This is a genomic window from Daejeonella sp. (genome assembly GCF_030695525.1).
Taxonomy (GTDB): domain Bacteria; phylum Bacteroidota; class Bacteroidia; order Sphingobacteriales; family Sphingobacteriaceae; genus Daejeonella.
This window is the reverse complement of the sequence record NZ_JAUYSS010000014.1, coordinates 25,129-50,335: the sequence shown is the minus strand read 5'-3', so window position 1 is coordinate 50,335 and position 25,207 is coordinate 25,129. Positions and strand designations below refer to the sequence as shown.

Sequence of the window (25,207 nt, the reverse complement as noted above, 5' to 3'; positions counted from 1 at the left end):
TTCAGCCCTTGCAATAAAGGCATCCACTGAGGCTGCTTCAACACTTTCCGGATAATCAGTTTTGATTTTCTTGTAAGTATCCAGTGCAGATTTTAATTCCTTTTTCTCTTCATAAACCAAACCTAACTTTTTAAGAAAAAGGGGAGTAGTGAAGGTATTTTTGTTTTTATCAGCAGCTTTCTTATAGAAAGTAATGGCTTTATTGTAGTCTTTCAATTCACTGTAAGCATCTCCAAGCATGCCCAATACAAGCGGATCAATAACAGGGCTACCGGTACTGCTATATTTTCCAAGAGCGTCAACTGCTTTTTGATATTCGCCCTTTTGTAGATAAAGACCTCCAAGATATGCGTTTGCAAGATTGGCAGATTTAGTACTGGAATATTCATCCGCTATTATTTCAAAACCTGGATATGAACCATCCCCTTTTATTGCCCTGTCTTTCAGGGAATCAATAGCCAAATACTCTTCAGCCTTAAACATTTCATTGGCTGCTTTTTCTGCCCTTGGGGCAAGGTAGAAATTTTGGTAACCAAAATATAATAGCACTAAAGCAATAATGGCAGCAGCAATTACAGCTAAGCTTTTTGCATTTTCCTGAACAAATTTGCTTGTATTTCCAAGCTGATTGTCAGTTTCTGTTACGTTATCTTTTTGATCTTTTGACATTTGTATATTAAAAGTTGTAAACCATTTCCATAAATCCAATTCCGCAAAAATACATTTTTAGTACTAAGTATCAACTTTTAAATCAGACAGATTGATTTTTTTTATTTGGGCAGTAAAACAAGCTGAAAAGACTAAATTTGTAAAAGCGCTTCCAAGCACAGGCATCAACTATGTGGCTTCAAAAATTATCCGTCCTTAATTTTAAGAATTATTCTGAAGCCGAGTTGATTTTTTCTGATTCTGTCAATGCCTTTACTGGGAATAACGGTGCCGGAAAAACCAACCTGCTCGACGCAATCCATTATTTATCCCTTTGCAAAAGCTATTTCAATCCTATTGATAGTCAACAGATTATGCAGGGCAAAGATCTTTTTATGATCCAGGGAACATTCATGAAAGAAGATACAGATGAAGTAATCTACTGCGGATTAAAACGAAATCAAAAAAAGAAATTCAAACGTAACAAAAAAGAATACCAGCGTCTGGCCGATCATATTGGCCTCTTCCCTCTGGTAATGATCTCTCCAAATGATATCAGCCTGATTATTGAAGGCAGCGAAGAACGCAGAAAGTTCATCGATAATGTAATCTCTCAAACGGATAGCCTGTATCTGGATGAACTGATCAATTATAACCGGAGCATGATGAATAGAAATGCCCTGTTAAGGCAAATCGCTGTTTCGGGCAATTATGATGCCGCATTAATGGAGATCTACGATGATCAGCTTGTAATTTCGGGCAATAAGATCTTCGAAAAGCGCAAGACCTTCATGGAAATATTTACGGGTATCTTCAATAAACATTATCAATACCTGAGCGAAAATGCCGAAAAGGTTGAACTCGTTTATGATTCGCCACTGCTACAGGAAGATTTTGCAACTATATTAAGCAGGAATCTGGAGCGCGACAGGATACTGGAGCGTACCTCAAGCGGGATTCACAAAGATGAGCTGAATTTTAGCATTCATGGAATGGCGCTGAAAAAATTTGGTTCCCAGGGGCAGCAAAAATCCTTTCTTATCGCCTTAAAACTTGCACAATACACCTTTCTGCATCAACAAAAGGGATTTGAACCCTTGCTCCTTCTGGATGATATTTTTGATAAACTGGATGAGTCCCGAACCACCAAGCTAATGAAAATGGTATCCGACAAGGATTTTGGGCAGATATTTATTACCGATACCAGCAGGGACAGAATTGAGAATATTTTCGTTAAGCTGGATGTTCCGGTAAATATCATTGATATCGAAAAAGGAAATATTGCTGAATAAATAATCCTTCGAGTGTATCAGATTTTCTTAAATTTAAAAACAGGGATTAGATAATCTCATGATTATGAGCCGTACAAACGACAAACCACTTAAAGATGCTATTGAACAAATGCTTCAGGTTTACAAACTGAGAAGGAAGTTCGATGAAACTTCTCTGATTGTGGCTTGGCCTGAAATGATGGGAAAGGCAATCGCTAACCGGACAAAGGATATCTTTATTCGCGACCGAAAGCTATTTATCCGTCTGGAATCTGCGGTTATTAAAAATGATCTGATGATGATGCGCTCCAATATTATAGAAAAGATGAATCAACGCGCAGGGAGCAGTATTATTGATGAAATAATCTTTCTTTAACTACTCTTTTTTTCGTTGTAGTTTTTTACCAGAAGGTAATACAAAACTGTCATAAAAAAGGCAATTGAGATAGCCTTAAGAACAAATAAATAATCCACATTAGAATCCCAGCCGCCCAGATAAGAAATAGCAGCGGGCACAATTAGCATCACCAAAAAAAATATCAGAAAGCGGGCTTGAAGAATTTTCATCACTGGAAATTTTATATTGTCACCCTGTAAAAATTACAGGGTGACAATATATTGAGCATTAAAAACGCTCGAATGCGGTAAAAAAGAAACGTCCTTCTATTTCAGCATTGTCGTCTGAATCTGATCCATGAATTGCGTTTGCATCAATGGATTTTGCATATTTATTACGGATAGTTCCTGCATCAGCTTTGCTTGGATCAGTTGCACCGATCAGCTTTCGGAAATCCTCAACCGCATTATCCTTTTCAAGAATTGCAGCTACAATCGGTCCGGATGACATAAAATCAACTAAATCTTTGTAGAAAGGACGCTCACTGTGTACTGAATAAAATTGCCCTGCAATATCTTTGCTCAAACGGGTATATTTTAAAGCAATCACTTTAAATCCACCCTTGATAATATCATCCAAAATTGCTCCGGTGTGGCCATTGGCTACAGCATCGGGCTTAATCATTGTAAAAGTTCTGTTTGTTGCCATCATAATATATTCAAAATTGCTGCAAAAGTACTGCTAATTAATTAAAGGATAAAGGATTTTAATAAATGAGCGGTTTTGAAGCTTTATTTTAATAACTTTGCATTTCTTTTTACTATACATGTTAGAATTAGCCTCCCTAAAAGAGTTTTTAGCTGAATCAAGGCACATTGTCATTACCACACATCCTAAACCGGACGGTGATGCGATGGGATCTTCTTTGGGCTTATACAATTATCTGATCCTGAATGGGCATCAGGTTAGTGTAATTACTCCTACAGATTATCCAAGCTTTTTACAATGGCTGCCCAACAATTCTGATGTCATCATTTATACAGAGAAACCTGAACAATCACAGCATTTGGTTGCATCGGCTGATCTGATCTTTTGTCTTGACTTTAATTCCCTGGTGCGCATCAACGAAATGGGCCATTATGTGCGTGAATCAAAAGCTAAAAAAGTTTTGATTGATCATCATCTGGAACCCGAAGGTTTTGAAGATTATCGCCTCTGGACTACCGGTGCCTGCGCTACTGCTCAATTAGTATATGAGTTTATTGTGAATGTGATGGGTGAAAGACAGCTGATAAATAAAGATATTGCTAGTTGCCTTTATACCGGAATAATGACCGATACGGGGTCTTTTCGCTTCAGATCAACTACTTCAAATGTACACCGGATTGTGGCCGACCTGATTGACTGTGGGGCTGATAACACATTGATTCATCAATTGGTTTATGATGATTTCTCAGAGACCAGATTAAGGTTTCTTGGTCATTGCCTCCTGAATAAGCTGGAAGTATTAAATGAGTATAATTCAGCAATTATTGTGATCACAAAACAGGAGCTTGAAGAATATAAAATTTCAACAGGGGATACCGAAGGTATCGTAAATTATGCCCTCTCGATAACCGGAATCCGTCTTGCAATCCTTATTATTGAACGGCAGGATGTTGTAAAGTTGTCAATACGTTCAACAGGAGATTTTCCTGCAAATGAAATATGTAAGAAATATTTTAATGGTGGTGGTCATAGAAATGCAGCAGGAGGCTTTTCAAATGAGAAAGTAGAAGCTGTTAGGGAAAAGTTTGATTTGATATTGCCAGAATATAAAACACAACTGGTACATAACTAACAATTTAAATAGAATTAATTTTATAACATAAAAAAACAATAAATCAATATAGAAGAAGCTTTCAGGCGCTTTTTAGAAAAAGAAAATGTTCATCACCTGATTGATTCAATTAAAAAACAATGTATATTTCAAACAAATAAAAACAAATGAAAAAATTAGTAATCGTATTAGGGCTGGCAGTTACGGGATTAACGGCTTGCAACAATTTTGACAAAGGTGAAGGGGATATGTTGTATAAGATCCACACTGACAAATCTGGTGAAACAATAAAAGAAGGTGATTTCGTAGCTTTCAAAGCAATTGAGAAAACTGAAGGCGATTCAGTTCTTTACAGTTCTTATGACTATGATCGTCCTTCCTTGCTGGTGAAAGAAAAATCTGTCTTCAAAGGTGATCTTTTTGCAGCTCTTGGCCTTTTAAGTGAAGGTGATAGCGCAACCTTTAAAATCAACATCGACTCAATGGTACAAAAAATGGGTCGTCCGCAACCTTCTGATACCACTAAAAAGTACCTTGTATACACCATTAAAATTGACAAAGTAATTCCAAAAGGATCCTTAAACGATAGTCTTTTCCGCGGAAAAATCGACGAATTCCTGAAAGCAGAAATGGAGCAGGCTAAAACTGCAGAAGTCGCTAAAGTAAAGGCTTATGTTTCCTCAAAAAGTCTGAAACCGACAGTAACTGCATCAGGCCTGAACTATGTTATATCCAAAGAAGGTACAGGAGCAAAAGCTAATATGGGTGATACAGTAGTAGTAAACTATACCGGCATGTTTTTAAGTGGAAAAGTATTTGATAGTAGTCTGCCCGAAGTCGCCAAGAAAAACGGAACTTTTAACCCTCAACGTCCATATGAGCCCTTGAAACTTCCTGTTGGCTTAGGTGGTTCAATACCAGGCTTTGAAGAAGGGTTAATGCTCTTAAACAAGGGTTCAAAAGCTACTTTGATTCTGCCTTCGAAACTAGCTTATGGTGAGCAGGGAAATCAGGGAATCCCTCCATATTCACCGCTGGTTTTTGAATTGGATGTAGTTAACATCATTCCTGGAACAGCGCCTGTGGCTGCTGCTCCTCAGCAATAATACAGTCCTTTATTATCAAAAAGCCCTTTCTGAATATCCAGGAAGGGCTTTCTTTATGATGGCTGACAGGCTTTAAAACCCTGTCAGCCTATTCGTCATAAGGATCCTTCAATTCGAACACAGCGCCAGTATTTTCTTCTTAAGCTTGGAATTTGCGCTGTGGAGAAATCTGTTGATGTGAGGCTGTGCTTTTGACCATGAGATTTCTCATCGCGTTTAAAATATTTTTAAGTACAACAATCCTTATCGCTCGAAATGACGGAGTTTTAAGGTAGCACAGTCCTGAATTATTTAACAGCAGCCTCTTTCAATACATCCATATAATACTGCTCATAAACCGGTAATATTAGACTCAGATCGAACTGCTGAGCACGTTTAAGTGCTCCTTCCTTGAATACAGCCAGTTGTTCATCATCTTTTAAAATAAATATTGAGTGTTGAGCCATCGCTTCGATATCACCCACATTATCCATAAATCCGGTAACGCCATTAATATTAAGTTCGGGCAATCCCCCTGCATTTGAGGTGATTACCGGAACCTTACAGGCCATTGCTTCCAAAGCCGCCAAACCAAAACTTTCAGATTCAGAAGGCATAATAAACAGATCTGAAACCGAAAGAATCTCTTCTACAGCATCCTGCTTGCCAAGGAATCTCACACTATCACATATTTCCAGATCGCGGCAAAGCTGCTCACAATATACCCTTTCAGGTCCGTCGCCAACCATTAACAATTTGGACGGAATCTCCTTTTGAATTTTTTCAAAGATATGAACCACATCCTGCGTCCGTTTCACTTTCCGAAAGTTTGAGGTATGCGCAATTATACGCTCATTATTTGGAGCAATAGCCAATTTAAAGTGATCTTTTGCCTTGAGGCTAAAACGCTGCAAATCAATAAAATTCGGAATTACCCTGATCTCTTTGACTACATCAAAATGCTTGTAAGTATCCTCCTTCAGGTTTTCGGAAACAGCGGTAACGCCATCAGACTGATTGATAGAAAACGTCACAACTGGTTTATATGTCGGATCCTTTCCCACCAATGTAATATCAGTACCATGTAAGGTTGTCACAACAGGAATATGAATGCCATAAGTAGCAAGAATCTGCTTTGCCATAAAAGCTGCAGATGCATGGGGTATAGCATAATGTACATGCAGCAGGTCAAGTTTCTCAAACCTCACCACATCTACCAGTTTACTTGCCAGAGCAAGCTCATATGGCGGATAATCAAATAAAGGATAGTTTGAAACAGAGACTTCATGGTAAAACAGGTTTTCAGAAAAGAAATCCAGCCTGGCAGGTTGCCTGTAGGTAATAAAATGCACCTGATGTCCATTATCAGCTAATCCTTTACCTAATTCTGTGGCTACCACCCCACTGCCACCGAAGGTAGGATAACAAACTATTCCAATTTTCATTAGTATCCTGTATTAGATTACAAAGTAAATTCTTTAAAAGGAGATTAATGTTAGTAAAGTGTAACAAATCAAAAGCTATGCCAGACACCGGGGATTTTACTTCCCAATTGCTTCATAAATCACGTCCTGAATCCGACCCCTGATATTCAGGTCAATAAGCTTCGAAGTTACTCCCGGATTAACCCGGTTCGATAAAAACACATAAACCAGATTGTACTTGGGATCCACCCAAACGCAGGTTCCAGTATATCCGGTATGTCCGAATGTAAGCGGAGATGCCAGTTTGGAAGGATAGCCTTTAGTACTTTCCTCATCCCATCGATCAAAACCAAGTCCGCGGCGACTAATGGCTGATTGTTTTGCAGTAAACATATTTACCGTTTCGGGTTTAAAATACTGCGTTCCTCCATATGTTCCTCCGTTCAATATCATCTGATACAGTATTGCCAGGTCATTTGCACTGGAAAAGAGTCCGGCATGACCAGATACTCCCCCAACCATAGCGGCACCCTGATCATGAACATAGCCTTCAAGCAGCGTCTTTCTGAATTCCCTGTCATCCTCAGTAGGTATTATCTCCTCCTTTGGGAAACGCAGACGAGGATTAAACCCTGCCCTGCTCATACCAAGAGGCGTGTAAAACTGATTCATTACATAGGTTTCCATTGGCTTTTCCGATTGGCGTTCAACCATATCCTTCATGAAATACATGCTCAAATCGCTGTAAACATACTTTCCCTGATTCGACAGACTAGAATTGAGCATAAGCGGCCACATCACCTGTTTGAAATAATCCTTCCGCAAGTAATAATTATCAGCTACTTTTAAAGGATGTATTCCGGACGAATCACGACTATAATCTGTATCTGATAAATTTCTGAAAAAAGGGATAAAAGGAATGAACCCGGCCTGATGAAGCATTACATCCCTCACAGAAATATCCTTTTTATTAGTATTTCTTGATCGCGGAATATAGGCTCCGACATTGGTATCAAGTTTAAGTTTACCCTGCTCAAATAAGCGCATTACCGCCATGGTTGTTGCCGAAATCTTTGTGACTGAAGCCAGGTCATAGATGTCGGTGATCCGGGTTGGGGTTCGGTCAATATAAGTACGGGTACCATAAGCCTTGTTAAAGATTATTCGCCCATCCTTTACTACGAGCACTACTGCACTAGGAGTGGCTCTCTGACGAATTGCTTCTTCTGCGATATCATCAATTCTTTTCAGATCAGCACTATTGATTCCCACTTCCTCTGGCACCGAATATTTTAAGCGGATAGGAATAGTGGAAAAGCCTGAACCCGATGCATATCTGGCAGAAATTTCCTGATTCAGCCGTGTATTTGCAGAAACTCCACCAAATACCAATTGTGCGGCAAAATTCGCTGATATTGCTGATTTCTTTTCAGACCAGATAATAGCAGAATGTAGAGGGTCCAAAAGTTTCAGGCTTCCTGCCTCACCAGATAAACTAATTATTAAACTTTTATTTAACTGGAGATCGAGTAATAGCGGAATCGTCCTCGGATCATTTAATGACTGGTCAGTTACCTGAACAATGATGGTATTAAAAAACTTCAAATCATCATTCAGATCATTGAAGCTAAGCATATCATGATTGTATAATGCTGAGGCAAAGGACTTAACCCGGGTATATTTGTTTAAGATACTGTCAAATTCGGTGGCATAAGCCGAACCAATATTAACACTTGCTATACTTAAAGGTATCAAATCCTTTATTGGGACAAGCTCATCTTCATTATTCAGTAATACTGTAGAGTTTTCAATTTTTTTCCACTCCATTAAAAAGGCTTCATTCCTGAAGTGTTCTGCCATCTGTGCACAAGCACACAAGGTAAAAAAACTTAGAATACAGATTGCAGCTGGTATACTGCTAATTTTCAATGATTTATTTACTATAAACATTCTCGCCATTAATATAGGTTTTTAACACTTGAGCATTAAACAACTGCTCAGCATCAGCTTTCATAATATCCTGATCCAGGATCACAAAATCGGCAAACTTCCCTGCTTCAATACTGCCTTTTTCCTTCTCTTCAAACTGACCTTTTGCAGCCCAGATCGTCATTCCACGTAAAGCTTCCTCCCGACTAATTGCATTTTCCATCTGATAACCTCCTGCAGGATATCCTTTCATATCTTTCCTCACCACTGCCGCATAAAACGTGTACATTGGGTTTATATTTTCTACAGGAAAGTCAGTCCCCAATACTAGCCAGCCATTTTGATCCAATAATTGCTTAAAGGCATAGGCCCCTTTTACCCGCCCGGCGCCCAAACGGTCGGCAGCCCAATACATATCAGATGTGGCATGAGTACTTTGTACTGAAGGGATGATATTATTTTCAGCAAACAGTTTAAAATCTGCCTGATTCACAACCTGGGCATGTTCAATCCGCCAGCGGAAATCATTTTTTCCTCTTAAAACTTTCGCATAAACATTCAGAATTTCACGGTTTGCAGAATCACCAATAGCATGGGTATTCATCTGAAATCCCGCATCAGCAATTTTCTGAGCTACTTCTGCAAAATGCTTTTTATCACTTAATAAGAATCCAGAATAGCCCGGTTTATCTGAGTAAGGTTTAAGAAGGCAGGCCCCTCTCGATCCTAGAGCCCCGTCCATATAAACTTTAAAGGAACGAACGTTTAACCGATCTGATTTAATGGCTCCATTTTTAAACAGGAAATCGTAATTCTCTGGATTATCACTGAGCATTGCGTAGATGCGCATCTTAAGCTGCTTATTTTGTTGGAGTTCAGTAATGACAGGTATGAGATTATGACTGATACCACAATCGGTGACCGAGGTTAATCCCGCAGCAAAGCAATTTTTTTGAGCATCCATCAGCGATTCACGAATCTGTGCTGCCGTTTGATCAGGAATTTTGGCGTAAACAGCCCCCTGCGCATTGTCAACCAGAATACCTGAAAGTTTTCCATTGATGGTTTCTACCTCCCCTCCTGAGATCTTCTGCCCGGGCTTCAAGCCTGCAAGTTCAAGTGCAGCTTTATTTGCGATCGCTGCATGTCCGTCAATCCGTGCAAGTATAAGCGGCCGGTTTGGAAAAAGCTCATTCAACTTTACATTATCCGGAAATTCCCGATCAGCCCAGTCGTTCTGATCCCAGCCTCTGCCAATGATCCAGCCTTTAGGATTTTCCTGACTAAATTCTTGTAATTTCTCAAGGATTTCCTCCCAGCTTTTGGTTCCAACAAGATCAACCTGCTGCAGCCCTTGCCCGTACCCATAGAAATGAGAATGTCCATCAATAAAGCCCGGATAAACAGCCTTCCCTTCTGCATCAAGCACGCTGCCCGTATATTTCTTCAGAATTTCTTCGGAATTTCCAGTCTCTATTATCTTACCATCTTTTACAGCAAATGCCTCTGCAACTGAAAATTTATCATCCACTGTATAAACCACCGCATTGTGAACAATCAGATCAGCCTGTTTTTGAGAATGACAGGAAAAAAACAGAACTGAAATAGCTATTACAAAGATTTTTCTGATCATCTATGATTTAATTGAGAAATGCTTACAATCAGTAAATATAAATTATGATTAAGCAATTACCCTGTAAAAACTCAATTAAAAAGCCTGCCCGGGAGTTCAAAATACAAAAATCTTAGCGTCATATAATTTATTGATATTCAGGCTATTGTTTTTTAATAAAAATAATTATTTTTATTAAAGGATCTGACTTTTAAGTACTTAGCTGTAACAATTTGAAAATATAATTATCGAATATTATCAAAAACTAAAATGACTGAAAATGAAACAGAACTTAAAAAAGGGTATTAAATACCTTGTTCTAATAGCCATAGTGGCTATTGTCGGATTGCTGAGCTATGTAAGTTTTGCACTTCCTGATGTCGGAGATCCCGAAAATTTAACAATTGAAATTACTCCTGAAAGAGTAGAAAGAGGCAAATACCTTGCTCATAGTGTCAATGCCTGTATGGATTGCCATTCGAAACGGGAATGGACGAAAACAGCAGGTCCGATAGTTGAGGGCACATTAGGACAAGGCGGTGAAGAATTTAACCAGGAGTTAGGATTTCCGGGTAAATTTTTTGCTAAAAATATTACCCCTTATGCCTTAAAGGACTGGACTGACGGCGAAATTTTCAGAGCGATAAGCTCCGGTGTTAATAAAGATGGCAAGGCCCTTTTCCCGCTGATGCCGCATCCGAATTATGGAAAATCTGACCGTGAAGATATCTATTCAATCATTGCCTATATCCGAACTTTGAAACCAATTGAAAATAAAGTTCCTGAGTCAGAACCAGACTTTCCAATGAATTTCATCATCAATACGATCCCGCAAAAACCTCAGTTCGTAAAAATACCTGATCAGAGTAATACGGTAGCTTATGGTGCATATATTTTCAATGCTGCAGATTGCTTTACCTGCCATACGAAGCAGGATAAAGGTGCCCCATTACCAGGAATGGACCTGGCAGGAGGCTTTGAATTCAAAATGCCGGGTGGCGGCGTGGTTCGGTCAGCAAATATTACCCCTGATAAGGAAAGCGGAATAGCCGAATGGACAGAGGAAATGTTTGTAAATCGTTTTAAAGCATACAGCGATAGCACGTATAAACCTGCTGATGTTAAACCAGGAGATTTTAATACTGTCATGCCATGGTCGATGTATGGAAACATGAAAACCGAAGATCTGAAAGCAATCTATGCCTATCTGCGTACAGTAAAACCTGTTAAAAACAAGGTTGAGAAATTCAGCCCGGCACAAGCTGAATAATTCAGTTAAGCACAAAATAATCTTCTGATAATTATGCCTGTTTAATGAACAGGCATAATTATCATTCTACTCTCCCATTATTCTTATTATACCTTCCTTAAGATTAAAACACCTTATCTTTGGTTTCGGAAAACATAAAATATTCGGAAGCCTGAAAGATTTCTCTTATTTTACCAATGCGTTTTTCGAATAATTTGCGTTGAGAATACGGCATAGAATTCTCATTAATACAATAAACTAAATTAATTTGTCTGATATAATACAGCTTTTACCTGATTCTGTTGCCAATCAGATCGCTGCGGGAGAAGTGGTGCAAAGACCGGCTTCAGCATTGAAGGAACTGATTGAAAATGCTATTGATTCGGGAGCGGATAAGATCCAGATCCTGATCAGGGATGCCGGAAAATCACTCATCCAGGTCATAGATAATGGATGTGGGATGAGCATGACCGATGCACGCATGTGTTTTGAGCGTCATGCAACTTCCAAAATCAGAAAAGCAGAGGATCTTTTTGCGATACGAACCATGGGTTTCAGAGGTGAGGCCATGGCATCAATTGCTGCTATTGCTCAGGTCGAGTTAAAAACCCAGCGGCATGAAGATGAACTGGGTACCTGTCTCCGGATTGAAGGATCAGAGATCATCAGTCAGGAGCCAGTTTCATGTCCCCCTGGCACCAGTATCAGTGTAAAAAATCTGTTTTACAATACTCCCGCCAGACGCAATTTTCTGAAAGGTAATCCCGTAGAAATGCGTCATATCAATGATGAATTTCAGCGCCTTGCACTCGCTAATCCGGAAGTATTCTTTACTCTTCATCACGATGGTAATGAGGTTTTCCATTTGCCAAAAGGAAGCCTAAAACAGCGGGTAATCCACCTTTTTGGAAATGCCTATAATCAGAAACTGGTTCCGGTTGAAGAGAACACCTCAATTATCGGCCTCAAAGGATATATTGGGAAACCCGAATTTGCTAAAAAAACCAGGGGTGAGCAATTCTTTTTCGTGAACAATCGTTTCATCAAAGATCCATACCTGAATCATGCGGTAATGAATGCTTATGAAGAGGTTTTAAGTTCAGATAGTTTTCCGCTATATGTTTTGTTCATCGACATTGATCCTTCGAAAATCGATATCAATGTGCATCCTACGAAAACAGAGATCAAATACCAGGATGAAAAAGCAATTTATGCGATCATCCGTTCTGCAGTAAAGCGATCATTGGGCAAATACAATATCAGTCCGACGCTCGACTTCAATCAGGAAACCGGCTTCAGCCAGATGATTACTCCTAAGGCACATGAAGATATCGTGCCTCCTTCAATTGCATTTAACCCTGATTTTAATCCCTTTAGTCCGGGAAGAACTGAACGTGAAATTCCCTTTCTTAGAAATACCGGAGAGGAAAGACAGAGTGTAAGCAAGAATTGGGGATCCCTGTATGAAATAGTACAACCAGACCAGTCGAGGCAAACCGGAATGGAGCTGGAAGGAAATCGCCAAGTTGAAATTGATAATCAGGTACTCAAGGTGCTCGGGAAACAGATTTTTCAATTGCATAACCGGTTCATTATTTCACAGATCAAGTCAGGGTTTATGCTGATAGATCAGCAGGCAGCACATGAGCGGGTATTGTATGAGCGCTTCCTTCAGCATCTTGAAAACCGTCAGGGTGCTAGTCAGCAAAGTCTGTTTCCACAAACTGTTACGCTGAATACCAGTGATTTCGAGCTTGTTAAAGAACTTTTACCGGATATCCATGCCCTGGGCTTCCAGATACGTACATTCGGAAAAAACACCTTTATTATTGAGGGTATCCCGGCAGAGATCGGATCAAATATTAGTGAACTTGAAATGTTGGAACACCTGATCGAAGGGTTTAAGAATAATCAAAGCGCTTTAAAATTAAATAAACGTGACAGTCTGGCCCGTGCCCTGGCGCGCAATACCTCAATAAAATCAGGGCTGACTTTGTCAGTTGATGAAATGAACCTGCTGATCGACGAATTATTTGCCTGCGAAATGCCAAATACCTCACTCAATGGGAAACCGGTTATCAGCACCTTTACTCTTGAAGAACTATTACAAAGATTTGAAAAATAAAACCAGCATATTAGGTTATGAATGAGCGACTTTCCCCTTTTACCAATATCCCACCAGTAGTTAAGAACCTGCTGATCATCAATGTCATTTTTTATATCGCCACGATGATGTTCGGTGGTCCGATGATGACCAAGGTATTAGGAGTCCACTACTTTGACAGTCCTGATTTCAGGATATGGCAGGTGATTACTTACATGTTCATGCATGATTATTCTTCCTTATTCCATATTCTGTTCAACATGTTCGCCCTTTACACCTTTGGGTCTTCCATCGAACACATTATGGGTTCAAAGCGATTCCTTAATTTTTATCTGATTACCGGACTGGGCGCCCTGGCGCTCCAATTACTGGTTCAAAGTTTTGAGGTTTACAGTATCACAGGCAGCGCGGTGAACAATGGCTCTTTTATGGTAGATTCATTGAAAAGAACCATTTCTTTTAATCCCGACCTGATTTCTAAAGATCAGGCATCCACACTTCTGGGTATTTATCTAACTCCAATGGTTGGGGCTTCAGGCGCAATTTTTGGAGTTCTGATTGCTTTCGGTATGCTTTTTCCAAATGCGGAACTGTTTATAATGTTTATTCCTGTGCCTGTAAAAGCAAAATATATTATCCCGGTTTATGTATTACTGGAGTTATTTCTGGGGGTTAAACAATTCTCGGGCGATTCCGTCGCACACTTTGCACATTTGGGAGGAGCCCTATTTGGTTTTATCTTAGTAAAAATGTGGCACCTGAAACGCCATGATAATTTTTTATGAATAAGAATTTATTGAACGAATTATACTTTAAGGCATTTCGCTCAGGAAATCCGCTTTTTTTATTTATCGGAATAAATATTCTTATATTTCTGGCTATCGGCCTAATTACAGTTGCTGAATTTTTATTCGCGCGTAATACTTCGGTGGCTGACTGGCTAAGCAGGCAACTATCCATGCCGGCAAACCTGGAGAGTCTCCTTTATAAACCCTGGACCATAATCAGCTATATGTTCCTACAGCGGGATGTGTTCCATATTCTGTTTAATTTGCTTTGGTTATACTGGATGGGAATGATCTTTCTTGATTTTCTGAACAAGCGCCAGTTTATCTTCACCTATCTGGCAGGTGGGATTGCAGGAGCCTTATTGTACCTGCTGGCCTATAATACCTTACCGGCTTTCGCCGGCCTATCCCAAAATTCTATCCTTTTAGGATCCTCTGCCAGTGTTATGGCAATTGTGATTGGCACCGCAACCCTGCTTCCGGATTTTAGCATTCGCTTATTATTATTTGGGAACGTGCGCTTAAAGTATCTGGCAATGGCCTATTTCATTCTTGATATAATAGGCATGGGTGGCGCAAATCCGGGCGGCAGTATCGCTCATATTGGGGGTGCTATTGTAGGTTTTGTATTTATAAAACAGTTGAATAGCGGAAGGGATCTGAGTAAAATCCTGAAGAAGAGATCAAGGCTTAAAGTAGTACAGAATAAGAATAATTCAAGACCAGAAATCATTCCTACTGATCAGGAAACCATTGACAAGATTCTGGATAAAATCTCCAAATCAGGCTATGATAGTCTGAATAAAACCGAAAAAGAGGCATTATTTAAAGCGAGTAAAAAATAATGGCAAAATTCAACAGAAAAAGACCTCGCATTCATCTCTTCAGTAAGTTCGTGCTTATTGCCAATATTTTTGCGGTCATTTCATTGCTCTTAAGCTACCTGGCATCATACTCAGATCCATCTTCTTTCTGGATAAGTCAGTTTTTCGGACTTGCTTATCCGGCCATATTTATGATCAACCTCCTCTTTGTATTTTACTGGCTGATCCGCTGGCCCAAAATAGCTCTAATTTCGGGTATAGCCATTCTTGCCGGCTGGAGTATGATTCTGAATTATATTGGGTTCAGAGAAAATACGGCGATAATGGTTCCAAAATCTTCAGAGAGCTTTATCCGGGTTATGACTTATAATGTTCATAATTTCAAACAATTTGGCGATAAGAACGACAAGTTCACCAAAGATCAAATCCTGAATATAATCCAAAATGAACAGCCTGATGTAATTTGCTTTCAGGAATTCTTTAGCAGAAAAAAAGGAGAATATAATTTCAGTAAGCATATACAGGAAATACTCAATACGGAGCATTATTATTTCAAGCCATCAACAGATAATGGTTATGAGGCAATTGGAATGGCAATTTTCTCCAAATTTCCGATAGTGAACCAGGGGAATATCCAGTTTGCAAAAAAAATGAACTGGAATGAAGCAATCTGGGCAGATCTTAAAAAAGGTGATAAGACCTTCAGGATATACAATGTACATTTCCAGTCCATCAGTTTTCAACCTGAGGATTATATGTACCTGCAAAAGGTAAAAAAGGAGATAAATACCGATGTGGAATCAACCAAAAAAATCGGCAGCCGGCTAAAACAAGCCTTTATCAAGCGCGGGAATCAGGCGAAAATGCTAAAAAGCCATACCGATTCCTGTACCATACCTTATATTGTTGCCGGAGATTTTAATGATACTCCAATCTCATATACAGTAAAAACCATCTCTTCAGGGATGAATAACAGCTTTCGGGAGAAAGGAAGCGGCTTCGGAGTAACCTATAATGGTGACTTCCCGAATTTTCAGATAGATTATATCTTCACATCCCCTGAATTCAGTGTGAAGAATTATCTGATTATCAACAAAAAACTATCTGATCATTTTCCTGTCAGAACTGATCTGGAATTAAAATAAAAGCGTTCAATATCCCCGAAAAATCGATTTTCAATTTTTAAGTTTGCAGCATGGATAGTAACCTTTACATATACAATACCCTTTCGAGAACTAAAGAAAAGTTTGAGCCCCTTCATCCGCCGCTTGTAGGTTTGTATGTTTGTGGCCCAACAGTTTACAGTGATGTGCATTTAGGTAACTGCCGCACTTTTGTCATGTTCGACCTGATCTACCGTTACCTTTTACATCTTGGATATAAAGTAAGGTATGTCCGTAATATCACCGACGCCGGACATCTGGAAGGAGATATGGATGAAGGTGATGATAAATTTGCCAAGAAAGCCAGGCTTGAACAGCTCGAACCAATGGAGATTGTTCAGAAATACACCCTGGGTTTTCATGATGTCATGAGACTTTTTAATGCATTGCCTCCTGGAATAGAACCAACCGCAACAGGCCATATCATCGAACAGATTGAAATGGTCAAGCAGATACTGAAAAATGGCTATGCCTATGAGGTAAATGGAACTGTCTACTTTGATGTTGAAAAATATTGCAAAGAGTTTAATTATACCATATTAACTAACAGGCAATTAGACGACCTTTTAGAAAATACCAGAGAACTTGGCGGGCAGAATGAAAAACGCGGGCGACTTGATTTTGCCTTATGGATTAAGGCAAAGCCTGAGCACATTATGCAATGGCCTTCACCATGGGGAAACGGTTTCCCGGGATGGCATATCGAATGTTCTGCTATGAGCAGCAAATACCTGGGAAATAGTTTTGACATACACGGCGGGGGCATGGATCTTGCCGCTACGCACCATACCAATGAAATTGCACAGTCACAGGCTTGTAATCATGTTCAGCCTGCAAAATACTGGATGCATACCAATATGCTGACAGTAAACGGAACAAGAATGTCGAAGAGCAAAGGAAATGGATTCTTACCTCATGAACTGTTTACCGGAAGTCATGAACTATTGTCAAGAGGGTATTCTCCAATGTCGGTTCGGTTCTTTATGCTTCAGGCACATTACAGAAGCACACTTGATTTCTCAAATGAAGCACTTGAGGCATCTGACAAAGGATTTAAACGCCTGATCAATGCCTATGCACTGCTTGACAAATTAAATCCTTCCCCGAAGTCCAATATTGATCTGAAAGGCCTGACAGAACGATGCTATGCTGCCATGAATGATGATTTTAATAGTCCGGTGCTGATTGCCGAACTATTCGAAGCCGTACATATCATCAACAGCGTTTATGATGGCAAAACGGAGGCAACAGCAACTGACATCGAAGCCCTGAAAAAGCTGATGGACGATTTTGTTATCGGAGTTTTAGGCTTGAAAGAAGAAAGCAATCAATCGGATGATATGGGCAAGCTGCTCGATTTCATTATTAACCTGCGTTCTGAAGCAAAAGTGAATAAGGATTATGCCACTTCAGATAAAATCCGCATAGGATTAAACTCAATCGGAATACAGCTAAAGGATAACAAGGAAGGTACTACCTGGAATAAAATCTGAGACAATAGCTGAAAACATCTCATTTTAAAACTTCAATTTTTCTTAAAAAAAAACTAAAATAATCAGGAAAAATATATCTTCCCGAATTTAATGGCATATTTTATGCTCAGGCTTCTGGTCACATAATAAAAACAAATGAACCGATTTTCCATAATTTTCAGCCTGCTGATATTAATTTCAATAGATAGTATTGGGCAGGAAAGCAATGGAAGAGTAAATTCACTCGTTGCAGCAGAAAACTTTTTCTCAGCTTTCACCAAAAGAAATGGCTCAAAAGCAGCTTTTTTGAAAGTCTCAGACGATGAATCCATAATCTTCCGCCCGGATCCCGTAAAAGTTAAAAATTTTTATGGCAGGGGAACAATGGACGGCCCGGGTGAACTTAGCTGGGTGCCGGTATATGCAAAAATTTCCCAAAGCGGTGATTGGGGATTCACTACAGGACCTTATTCATTTTTAAGCGGCCCGAATGCCGAACCCTCTTATGGCCAATATCTTTCTGTATGGAAAACAGATTTTAAAGGCGTATGGAAATTAGCTTTGAATCTGAATATTTCGCATCAGAAAGCACTTATTGAACCTGAACTAAATTTTACAGATCCCAAAAATATTAAATTCTATGAACAAAATTCCCTGGCCAGATTAAGGCAGCGTCAGGAGATTATCACCACAACAGACAGACTGTTTTCAAATACCCTGATGAAAGATCAGGCTCTTGCCCATGATGTATTTATGGCCGAGGATGCCCGCTTTTTATTCCCCGGGGAGGAACCTATTATCGGGAAAGCCAGAATCAACAATTTTGTAGGCAAGAATCAGATCAGTATTGAATCTGAGCCTCTTCGTGCCGACCGTGCACAGGGAAGTGATCTGGCTTACTCTTATGGTATTGCCTATATAACAAGAAATAAAATAATCACTAAATATCATTATGTTAGAATCTGGGAATCACAGGAAGAACATAAGTGGAATGTGATTTTGGAAATTTATACTCCGGCAAGTAATTGATAATTGACAGTTGATAGTTGACAATGGAGAATGGTGTAAATACAATATTTATGCCTTGCACTTCGTTCAATGAGAGAATGCGAAATGGGGAAAAATTACGAATTACGAATTACGGAATTACGGAGTTAGAACAAAGAGCCAAGAACCAGAGAATTGAGAATGAAAAATTGAAACCCGATAGCAATCGGGTTGACAAGATATCAATTCCCAATGGAGCAGGATACAACCAACAAACTAACAACCAACAACTAACAACGATCTCATGAGTGCAAGTCCATACAACTACCGAAATCTTCTTGAAGCTGTAAACGGCCTTCGTGAAAGAGGTTTTACTTATGATTTTAAGTACGAAAATGCCTGTCTTTACTGTGAGATGATCAGTGAGAGATTTCAGGCGAGTGATTTAAAGATTACTGAGTACTATCGCTTTGAGGGCATGAGTGATCCCGAAGATAATTCTGTAATTTATGCAATAGAAAGCAAGCAGGGCCATAAAGGTTTCATCATTGATGCTTATGGAGCTTATTCAGACGAGCATATAGCTGCCTTTATTTCCAATATTGAAGTGATTGATTAGAGGAGTTTACTGATTATCATTTCAGTACTGATGCCTTCAGCTTCAGCCTTGTAATTCTTTACAATCCGATGGCGGAGTATTGACTCGGCAACGGCCATAACATCCTCCTTGTCAGGAGAGTATTTACCGCTAATCGCCGCATGGCATTTGGCTCCAAGTACCAGGAATTGAGATGCCCTCGGACCAGCACCCCAGCTTAAGAATTTATTAACCTCATCAGTAGCTGAAGCAGTCCCGGGACGGGTTTTTGCAGCAAGTGATACGGCATACTCAAGTACATTATCTGTTATGGGGATATTTCTGACAAGCTGCTGAAAATAGCTGATCTCATGTGCATTCAATATCTTTTTCAATTCCACATTTCGATTAGCCGTTGTATTTCTAACTACCTGAAGCTCTTCCTCAAATGAAGGATAAGTTAAAAATACATTGAACATAAAGCGATCAAGTTGAGCCTCTGGTAAGGGATAGGTTCCTTCCTGCTCAATTGGGTTTTGGGTAGCCAGTACAAAGAATGGCTGCGGTAAGCGATGGGTCTGTCCGCCAACTGTTACTACTTTTTCCTGCATTGCCTCCAGCAGGGCTGCCTGAGTTTTTGGAGGGGTTCTGTTAATCTCATCAGCCAGAATAATGTTGGAAAAAATCGGTCCGCGAATAAATTTAAATGTACGGTCCTCCCCCAGAATCTCAGATCCAATAATATCAGATGGCATCAGATCGGGGGTAAATTGTATCCGGTTATAGCTCAGGTCTAAAACCTGTGCAACAGTTTGTACCAGTAGTGTTTTGGCAAGACCGGGAACCCCAACCAGCAAACAATGTCCATTACTAAAAATAGAGATGAGTACTGATTTAACCACATCATCCTGACCAATAATAACCTGTGAAATTTCTTCCCTAATCCTCTTGTAAGAGAGGTGCAGGGCATCTACAGCTTCTACATCAGTCTGATATGCTTTCATAATCTATTTACTTGCAGTTGTCCAGTTTGAAAGTTCAGGACAAGTCTGAAACTCAGCATCAATCTTAATAAACGTTATTTTTCGGCGTTTTTCAAACCATTCACTGATTGTCCGGTTGTTTTTATCTTCGAAAGCAACCTCCTTAATTTTCGGATAATCCTGCTCAAGATTAGCCTGATGCGGACCAGTCTTCGATTTTAGAATTAAAAAACGATAGCCGGTTTTACCGTCAGCCTGTGTGAATATTGCAGGTTTTGAGATACTTCCAACTTTCATAGTATCTACTGTTAGAAACACCTGAGGGTCAAGCTTATCTGTTGGAATCAAAGTAGTACGGCTCTGAACATTTTCAGCATTTAACATCAAACCACCATTGTATTTGGTTTCATTATTATCAGAATAAAGAGATGCCGCAGCTCCAAAATCAATTTTCTTGTCCAATACAGATTGATAGATACTGTCAATATGCGCCTTTGCCCGCTCAAGACTGGCCGGAGTTGGTTCGGTTTTAATAAGTATATGCCTCACATTCACCTGTTCTCCGCGTCTTTCAATAACCTGAAGCACATGGAATCCGAATTCAGTTTCAATAACCTGGGATAATTCACCTGACTTTAGCTTAAAAGCTGTGGCTGCAAACTCCTTGACTAAGCTGGTTCTGTCCATAAATCCAAGGTCACCACCCTCACGTGCAGAACCTGGATCCTGGGAATATAATTTTGCAAGTGTTGAAAAATCTTCTCCATTCTTTATTCTCAATCGTAAAACTTCTGTTTTATCATGAAAAGATTCCTTTTCTTCCTTATTGAGTTTTGGAAACACTACGATCTCTCCGATTTCGACTTCTGTGTTAAAAAAAGGCAAACTATCTTTCGGAATAGCCTCAAAATAACGCTTTACATCAAGTGGTGTAACCGCGACATTTTCTGTAATCTTAGCCTGCATTTTCTGAGCAACCAGCATTTCCTTAATGTCAGGCCTGATCTCATCCTTATACTGGATTAATGAACGGCCCAAAAATTCTTCAAGCCGCTCTTGTCCGCCCGCACGGCCTGTCATTGCACGCAAACGTCTCTCGATCTCTCCATCGATCTGGTCTTCAGTTACTGTAACCGAATCAATAATTGCCTGCTGTCCAAGGATCTTTTGTGAAAGCAAGCCCTGCAGAATACTGCATTTCACATCCGTATTTGGAGGATTTCCCTGAGCCAGGTATTGTGAATATTGTAATTCAATTTCTGACTGCAAAATAATTGAACTTCCAACTACCGCGGCGACTTTATCAATGGATTTTTTAATATTCTGCGCATATAGCTGCACAATGCTTATAAGTAACAGTATAGTTAATATCCCTAAGGTCTTTCTCATTTCTAATTATCTTCTGGTGTTAGGGTTTATTCCGTAAAATATCCCCGTTTATTAATTCAATCCCTATAAAAAACATAAGTCTCTTCTCAGAGACTACATAAAAACTGAATTCCGCAAAATTATCAGTTATTATTCATAAATCAATGATTTAAATGAACAGGTATCGATTATTCTACAAAATAAAATTATAGTCAACAGGAAGGAATCAATACCTTCATGATTGCAACTAAGTTAAGCTTTTGAAAAAGATGCAAGGTGCTTTTAACTATTTTTAACAGATGCTTTACTAAGTTTGCATCATATCAATAGCAAAAGAATAAAAGATGTCAAACCTGCTTACACAGAATAGCAATGCCCTGAGGCTTTTGATGACTGAGGATTTGTATATTCTGACTGAAAATGAGCCGATAAACTCCATCAAAACTGGGTACTCCCCGGAACTATCCAGTCAGAAAGCAGTCTATGCTCCTGCACAGCCTGTTTCAGAAATTCCAGTTCAGGAAGCGGAGGAAATAATGTCTAAAAAAACAACTGAATCTGCAAAAAACAGGGAATTTGCCTATCTGGGTGAAAACAATAAATATTTTCTAATCCTGATTAATGAATCTAAACAAAAGGGAATCAGCAACATCCATAAAGAAACACTACTAAAGATTATGGCTGCAAAAGGTCTGGAACTACGTGATCTGGCGGTTCTCAACCTGAATCAGTACCCGGGAGTACAGTACAATGAGCTCAAAGAATTCTTTAGTTTCAATAAAATAGTACTGTTTGGAATTGACCCTCAGCAAATCTCCTTATCCTCTCAAAGCTCGAACCAGGTTGTAAAACTGGAAAGTGCAAAGATTCTCTGTACCTACAGCATCGATGAAATGATCAGGGATACAACGAAAAAAAGGGAGTTTTGGAATGTAATGAAAGACTTTTAGGATGGAACTAGTTTTTGCAAGCAATAATGAGCATAAAGTAAATGAGATCCGCGCCATAGCCGGTGAAGCAATTATTCTGAAAAGTCTTAATGATATCGCTTGCTTTGATGATATTCCTGAAACAGGCAGCACATTTGAAGAAAATGCAGGTCAGAAAAGCAGGTATATTTTCGAACGGTATCATTGTAATTGTTTTGCTGATGATTCGGGGCTTGAGATCGATGCATTGGATGGCGAACCCGGGGTCCATTCAGCCCACTACTCGGGCAGCCGTGATTTTGAGCAGAATATGCAAATGGTTTTGGATCGGCTTGAGGGACAAAACCAGCGGACTGCAAGGTTTAGAACTGTCATTTCCCTGATATTGAACGGGGAAGAGCATCTTTTTGAAGGAAGTATTGAAGGCAGGATCAGACTGCAGCAATCAGGGAGCAAGGGTTTTGGCTATGATCCCATTTTTCAACCGGATGGCTATGAAATCAGCTTTGCAGAAATGGATCCAGCAGAAAAAAACAGGATTAGTCACAGGGCCATTGCCGTTGCCAGGCTGATCAGCTTCCTTAAAACTCAAATTTAATTCTGCTGTTTAAGTGGCGGCTTTTCAGGATTTGCTTTGGGTTGTGATTTAACACTTTCGTCTTTTGCTGAAGTCTTGACCGGAGCCTTTGTTTCAGCTTTTACTGGTGCCTTTTTTACAGGTTCGGCCTTTTTCTCTTCTTTTGCGAGCTGAGGGATGATTTCCTCCTTTGATTTAGGACGATCCCTGGGTTTCCAGATAAAGCCCTTTAAAACCTTTTCTTCCTCTTTGAGGTCTGCCATTGGCGTAATAGAAGCATCAACAGAGTGGATTGCGGTAATACTCTGGAGTTTGCTATCCTTTAACAAGATCTTTAAACGGCCACTAACCAGATGATTCAAGCCAGTGTAAGAAGAATCCTCTTTTACATAATAAACACTTTCTGCATTACCATCAACAAACATGCTATTCAGCTTATTATCCCTGAAATAACCGGTGATTATTTTGCCTTTTATCTGATTAAAGTTGGTTGAATCGGCATCTTCTGTATTAACAATGAAGCTGTTATGCTGCAGCAGCATATTATCCATTTTCTTATTCTTCATCTGTAAAAAGACTGTATCACCAGATAGCTGTGAGCCCTGAGCCCAGATCATTGGGTTTACAAAGCATCTTACAGTTGAATCAGCATAGCTGAAGAACATAGAATCTGCCCTGGCCTGCAGATCAGACTTAAATATTTTTGCCCGATGATAGGCAATCACAATTCTAGATTTCGCGGTATCTGTTGAAACTGAATCTGAAAGTAATACCACTTTTTTTAGGGTATCTGATTTGCCCTTCTCAGTTTGGGGATCAATTTTCTTTACATCCTTAACAGGAATTGATTTGGCAGGAGGCTTTTGCTCAGGTTTTATCACCGGGTTTTCCTTTTCCGGTGGCGGAATCAGCTTTTCGGGCTCCTTTATTTTACCGGGTGTTTTAAGTGAGTCAGCTGAATCTGTGCTTATATCGGCGACAATTACCGCCCGCATGTTTTCGGGATCAGCCGGGCCTTCCTGAGGCAGTGCTGCCGGTGCTTCTTTAGTGGCAAGCTGATCATCCGGAACCATTTCTTCCTTTTTATATGGGATCAGGTCGCGGGTAAAAATCACCTTACTGAACAGGGTATCCGCAGTCATCCAGATGGAATCTACCTTGGCAGAATCCGATTCAGAAATAATCACCACATAGGGATTAATCGTTACCAGAATACTTTCATCTGCCTTCTTATACAAGCCTATTCCTCCCCTGAGCTGAGCCTTTTCAGCGGTATCCACAAAGAAAACATTGCCTATTGCCCTGCCAAAACCTGCTTTACGATCGTAAAAAAGGCTATCGCCGGTAAGTGATTTACTACCCTGGGTATACAGATTTTTCTTACCGAACCGGGCCTGATCACTTTGGGTATTGTAGTTCCCGTTCTCGGTGTAAAGCGTATCATCCTTGCCATAAATATTTGTAGGGCCATAGAAGTAAGCAATTTTCGAAGTTGAATTATACTTGAGTGTATCGGTTTTGATTAATGCATCGGGTGATGTAAGTACTACATCGTACCTGAAATAGGCATCCCTTGAAGTCTCGAAATAATAACCGTTCTTGCTGGTCAGCACATTTTTACCATTGACAATTTTACCCCCACCGTTATAGGTTCCAATTTTAGTTGTCATGTTATACGTGAGATGGTCAGTAGTTAATGTCGCATCCCCATCAATTAATCTTACCTTGTTGGTCAGAACTGCCAGTTTGGTATTTCCATCGTAGTTGAGATGATCTGAATAGATAACGGTTCCGGATGGCTGAGTGATGACCACATGCCCGAATGCTTCAAAAGTATTTGCTGCCTGATTAAAATCAGCACTATCTGAAGCTAGGGTTGATCCTTCATGTACAAAAACCGGTCGGATAATCCGCGCAAAACCAGCCGCCTGGAAGCCTTTAACCAATTCGGATGACCTGATCTCAATCTGCCGCCCCTGAGCTAAGGCTGCAAGCGATAATATTGAAAACAGAACTGAAAATATGACTTTCCTCACATTACAAAAATAGTTTTTTGGCTAA

23 protein-coding genes are annotated in these 25,207 nt (G+C 39.7%); 14 read left to right on the top strand and 9 right to left on the bottom strand.

The annotated features are described in order from the left end of the window. Positions 1-669: tetratricopeptide repeat protein (locus Q8S11_RS03100; RefSeq protein ID WP_305660621.1), on the bottom strand; the 669-nt coding region annotated here is incomplete at its 3' end. Positions 670-839: 170 nt separating this feature from the next. Between Q8S11_RS03100 and Q8S11_RS03095 the strand changes: the two genes are divergently transcribed. Then, positions 840-1,940: a DNA replication/repair protein RecF gene (locus Q8S11_RS03095; RefSeq protein WP_305660620.1), complete on the top strand. Its 1,101-nt coding sequence runs from the start codon at positions 840-842 to the stop codon at positions 1,938-1,940. 64 nt (positions 1,941-2,004) lie between these two features. Beyond that, complete coding sequence (locus Q8S11_RS03090; RefSeq protein WP_305660619.1) at positions 2,005-2,295, top strand: DUF721 domain-containing protein; 291 nt, start codon at positions 2,005-2,007, stop codon at positions 2,293-2,295. Here Q8S11_RS03090 and Q8S11_RS03085 read toward each other — a convergent pair. Together Q8S11_RS03085 and Q8S11_RS03080 are read right to left on the bottom strand one after the other, a co-directional pair. Then, positions 2,292-2,486, bottom strand: a complete 195-nt coding sequence (locus Q8S11_RS03085; RefSeq protein WP_305660618.1) for a hypothetical protein — start codon at positions 2,484-2,486, stop codon at positions 2,292-2,294. The genes Q8S11_RS03090 and Q8S11_RS03085 overlap by 4 nt on opposite strands. 58 nt (positions 2,487-2,544) lie before the next feature. Beyond that, complete coding sequence (locus Q8S11_RS03080) at positions 2,545-2,964, bottom strand: nucleoside-diphosphate kinase (RefSeq protein WP_305660622.1); 420 nt, start codon at positions 2,962-2,964, stop codon at positions 2,545-2,547. Positions 2,965-3,082: 118 nt separating this feature from the next. Here Q8S11_RS03080 and Q8S11_RS03075 point away from each other — a divergent pair, with 118 nt between their 5' ends. Both Q8S11_RS03075 and Q8S11_RS03070 read left to right on the top strand, forming a co-directional pair. Beyond that, complete coding sequence (locus tag Q8S11_RS03075; RefSeq protein WP_305660617.1) at positions 3,083-4,096, top strand: bifunctional oligoribonuclease/PAP phosphatase NrnA; 1,014 nt, start codon at positions 3,083-3,085, stop codon at positions 4,094-4,096. A gap of 146 nt (positions 4,097-4,242) precedes the next feature. After that, positions 4,243-5,181: an FKBP-type peptidyl-prolyl cis-trans isomerase gene (locus Q8S11_RS03070; RefSeq protein WP_305660616.1), complete on the top strand. Its 939-nt coding sequence runs from the start codon at positions 4,243-4,245 to the stop codon at positions 5,179-5,181. Positions 5,182-5,468: 287 nt separating this feature from the next. Here Q8S11_RS03070 and bshA read toward each other — a convergent pair whose 3' ends face one another. From bshA to Q8S11_RS03055, 3 genes are all read right to left on the bottom strand, one after another. After that, on the bottom strand, positions 5,469-6,605 hold the full coding sequence (gene bshA, locus Q8S11_RS03065; RefSeq protein ID WP_305660615.1) for an N-acetyl-alpha-D-glucosaminyl L-malate synthase BshA: 1,137 nt from the start codon (positions 6,603-6,605) through the stop codon (positions 5,469-5,471). A 96-nt stretch (positions 6,606-6,701) separates the two neighbouring features. Next, positions 6,702-8,534, bottom strand: coding sequence for a serine hydrolase (locus Q8S11_RS03060; RefSeq protein ID WP_305660614.1), 1,833 nt, complete (start codon positions 8,532-8,534; stop codon positions 6,702-6,704). Beyond that, complete coding sequence (locus Q8S11_RS03055) at positions 8,518-10,146, bottom strand: amidohydrolase (protein WP_305660613.1); 1,629 nt, start codon at positions 10,144-10,146, stop codon at positions 8,518-8,520. The genes Q8S11_RS03060 and Q8S11_RS03055 overlap by 17 nt, the downstream gene beginning before the upstream one ends. A 259-nt stretch (positions 10,147-10,405) precedes the next feature. Here Q8S11_RS03055 and Q8S11_RS03050 point away from each other — a divergent pair, with 259 nt between their 5' ends. The 8 genes from Q8S11_RS03050 (at position 10,406) to Q8S11_RS03015 (ending at position 19,331) form a co-directional block, all read left to right on the top strand. Further along, positions 10,406-11,395, top strand: a complete 990-nt coding sequence (locus Q8S11_RS03050) for a cytochrome c (protein WP_305660612.1) — start codon at positions 10,406-10,408, stop codon at positions 11,393-11,395. Between the two features lie 247 nt (positions 11,396-11,642). Beyond that, positions 11,643-13,499, top strand: a complete 1,857-nt coding sequence (gene mutL, locus Q8S11_RS03045; protein WP_305660611.1) for a DNA mismatch repair endonuclease MutL — start codon at positions 11,643-11,645, stop codon at positions 13,497-13,499. 17 nt (positions 13,500-13,516) lie between these two features. Continuing rightward, entirely contained in the window at positions 13,517-14,263 is a 747-nt protein-coding gene (locus Q8S11_RS03040; RefSeq protein ID WP_305660610.1) for a rhomboid family intramembrane serine protease, read from the top strand. Next, entirely contained in the window at positions 14,260-15,111 is an 852-nt protein-coding gene (locus Q8S11_RS03035; RefSeq protein WP_305660609.1) for a rhomboid family intramembrane serine protease, read from the top strand. Before Q8S11_RS03040 ends, Q8S11_RS03035 begins: the two co-directional genes overlap by 4 nt. Next, positions 15,111-16,235, top strand: a complete 1,125-nt coding sequence (locus tag Q8S11_RS03030) for an endonuclease/exonuclease/phosphatase family protein (protein WP_305660608.1) — start codon at positions 15,111-15,113, stop codon at positions 16,233-16,235. Before Q8S11_RS03035 ends, Q8S11_RS03030 begins: the two co-directional genes overlap by 1 nt. Positions 16,236-16,285: 50 nt before the next feature. Further along, on the top strand, positions 16,286-17,746 hold the full coding sequence (cysS, locus tag Q8S11_RS03025) for a cysteine--tRNA ligase (RefSeq protein WP_305660607.1): 1,461 nt from the start codon (positions 16,286-16,288) through the stop codon (positions 17,744-17,746). 135 nt (positions 17,747-17,881) lie between these two features. Next, positions 17,882-18,754 carry a hypothetical protein gene (locus Q8S11_RS03020; protein WP_305660606.1) on the top strand — a complete coding sequence of 291 codons (873 nt, stop codon included), beginning with the start codon at positions 17,882-17,884 and terminating at the stop codon, positions 18,752-18,754. Between the two features lie 262 nt (positions 18,755-19,016). Beyond that, positions 19,017-19,331, top strand: coding sequence for a phosphoribosylpyrophosphate synthetase (locus tag Q8S11_RS03015; RefSeq protein WP_305660605.1), 315 nt, complete (start codon positions 19,017-19,019; stop codon positions 19,329-19,331). Here Q8S11_RS03015 and Q8S11_RS03010 read toward each other — a convergent pair. Both Q8S11_RS03010 and Q8S11_RS03005 read right to left on the bottom strand, forming a co-directional pair. Continuing rightward, positions 19,328-20,293, bottom strand: a complete 966-nt coding sequence (locus Q8S11_RS03010; RefSeq protein WP_305660604.1) for a MoxR family ATPase — start codon at positions 20,291-20,293, stop codon at positions 19,328-19,330. The two genes, Q8S11_RS03015 and Q8S11_RS03010, sit on opposite strands and share 4 nt — an antisense overlap. 3 nt (positions 20,294-20,296) lie before the next feature. Continuing rightward, the gene (locus Q8S11_RS03005; RefSeq protein ID WP_305660603.1) at positions 20,297-21,661 is read right to left on the bottom strand and encodes a peptidylprolyl isomerase; all 1,365 of its coding nucleotides are present in this window, start codon (positions 21,659-21,661) and stop codon (positions 20,297-20,299) included. 323 nt (positions 21,662-21,984) lie between these two features. On the opposite strand from Q8S11_RS03005, the gene Q8S11_RS03000 reads away from it, so the two are divergent. Together Q8S11_RS03000 and rdgB are read left to right on the top strand one after the other, a co-directional pair. Further along, positions 21,985-22,590: a hypothetical protein gene (locus Q8S11_RS03000; RefSeq protein ID WP_305660602.1), complete on the top strand. Its 606-nt coding sequence runs from the start codon at positions 21,985-21,987 to the stop codon at positions 22,588-22,590. A gap of 1 nt (position 22,591) precedes the next feature. Then, complete coding sequence (rdgB, locus tag Q8S11_RS02995; RefSeq protein ID WP_305660601.1) at positions 22,592-23,167, top strand: RdgB/HAM1 family non-canonical purine NTP pyrophosphatase; 576 nt, start codon at positions 22,592-22,594, stop codon at positions 23,165-23,167. Here rdgB and Q8S11_RS02990 read toward each other — a convergent pair. Then, positions 23,164-25,182 carry an OstA-like protein gene (locus Q8S11_RS02990; RefSeq protein WP_305660600.1) on the bottom strand — a complete coding sequence of 673 codons (2,019 nt, stop codon included), beginning with the start codon at positions 25,180-25,182 and terminating at the stop codon, positions 23,164-23,166. The genes rdgB and Q8S11_RS02990 overlap by 4 nt on opposite strands. Between the last annotated feature and the right edge of the window lie 25 nt (positions 25,183-25,207).

Bases quoted from the DNA above. Each gene is read 5' to 3' on its own strand.
- Q8S11_RS03095 (WP_305660620.1), top strand. From the start codon at position 840: ATGTGGCTTCAAAAATTATCCGTCCTTAATTTTAAGAATTATTCTGAA.
- Q8S11_RS03090 (WP_305660619.1), top strand. From the start codon at position 2,005: ATGAGCCGTACAAACGACAAACCACTTAAAGATGCTATTGAACAAATG.
- Q8S11_RS03085 (WP_305660618.1), bottom strand. From the start codon at position 2,486: ATGAAAATTCTTCAAGCCCGCTTTCTGATATTTTTTTTGGTGATGCTA.
- Q8S11_RS03080 (WP_305660622.1), bottom strand. From the start codon at position 2,964: ATGGCAACAAACAGAACTTTTACAATGATTAAGCCCGATGCTGTAGCC.
- Q8S11_RS03075 (WP_305660617.1), top strand. From the start codon at position 3,083: ATGTTAGAATTAGCCTCCCTAAAAGAGTTTTTAGCTGAATCAAGGCAC.
- Q8S11_RS03070 (WP_305660616.1), top strand. From the start codon at position 4,243: ATGAAAAAATTAGTAATCGTATTAGGGCTGGCAGTTACGGGATTAACG.
- bshA (WP_305660615.1), bottom strand. From the start codon at position 6,605: ATGAAAATTGGAATAGTTTGTTATCCTACCTTCGGTGGCAGTGGGGTG.
- Q8S11_RS03060 (WP_305660614.1), bottom strand. From the start codon at position 8,534: ATGTTTATAGTAAATAAATCATTGAAAATTAGCAGTATACCAGCTGCA.
- Q8S11_RS03055 (WP_305660613.1), bottom strand. From the start codon at position 10,146: ATGATCAGAAAAATCTTTGTAATAGCTATTTCAGTTCTGTTTTTTTCC.
- Q8S11_RS03050 (WP_305660612.1), top strand. From the start codon at position 10,406: ATGAAACAGAACTTAAAAAAGGGTATTAAATACCTTGTTCTAATAGCC.
- Q8S11_RS03040 (WP_305660610.1), top strand. From the start codon at position 13,517: ATGAATGAGCGACTTTCCCCTTTTACCAATATCCCACCAGTAGTTAAG.
- Q8S11_RS03035 (WP_305660609.1), top strand. From the start codon at position 14,260: ATGAATAAGAATTTATTGAACGAATTATACTTTAAGGCATTTCGCTCA.
- Q8S11_RS03030 (WP_305660608.1), top strand. From the start codon at position 15,111: ATGGCAAAATTCAACAGAAAAAGACCTCGCATTCATCTCTTCAGTAAG.
- cysS (WP_305660607.1), top strand. From the start codon at position 16,286: ATGGATAGTAACCTTTACATATACAATACCCTTTCGAGAACTAAAGAA.
- Q8S11_RS03020 (WP_305660606.1), top strand. From the start codon at position 17,882: ATGAACCGATTTTCCATAATTTTCAGCCTGCTGATATTAATTTCAATA.
- Q8S11_RS03015 (WP_305660605.1), top strand. From the start codon at position 19,017: ATGAGTGCAAGTCCATACAACTACCGAAATCTTCTTGAAGCTGTAAAC.
- Q8S11_RS03010 (WP_305660604.1), bottom strand. From the start codon at position 20,293: ATGAAAGCATATCAGACTGATGTAGAAGCTGTAGATGCCCTGCACCTC.
- Q8S11_RS03005 (WP_305660603.1), bottom strand. From the start codon at position 21,661: ATGAGAAAGACCTTAGGGATATTAACTATACTGTTACTTATAAGCATT.
- Q8S11_RS03000 (WP_305660602.1), top strand. From the start codon at position 21,985: ATGTCAAACCTGCTTACACAGAATAGCAATGCCCTGAGGCTTTTGATG.
- rdgB (WP_305660601.1), top strand. From the start codon at position 22,592: ATGGAACTAGTTTTTGCAAGCAATAATGAGCATAAAGTAAATGAGATC.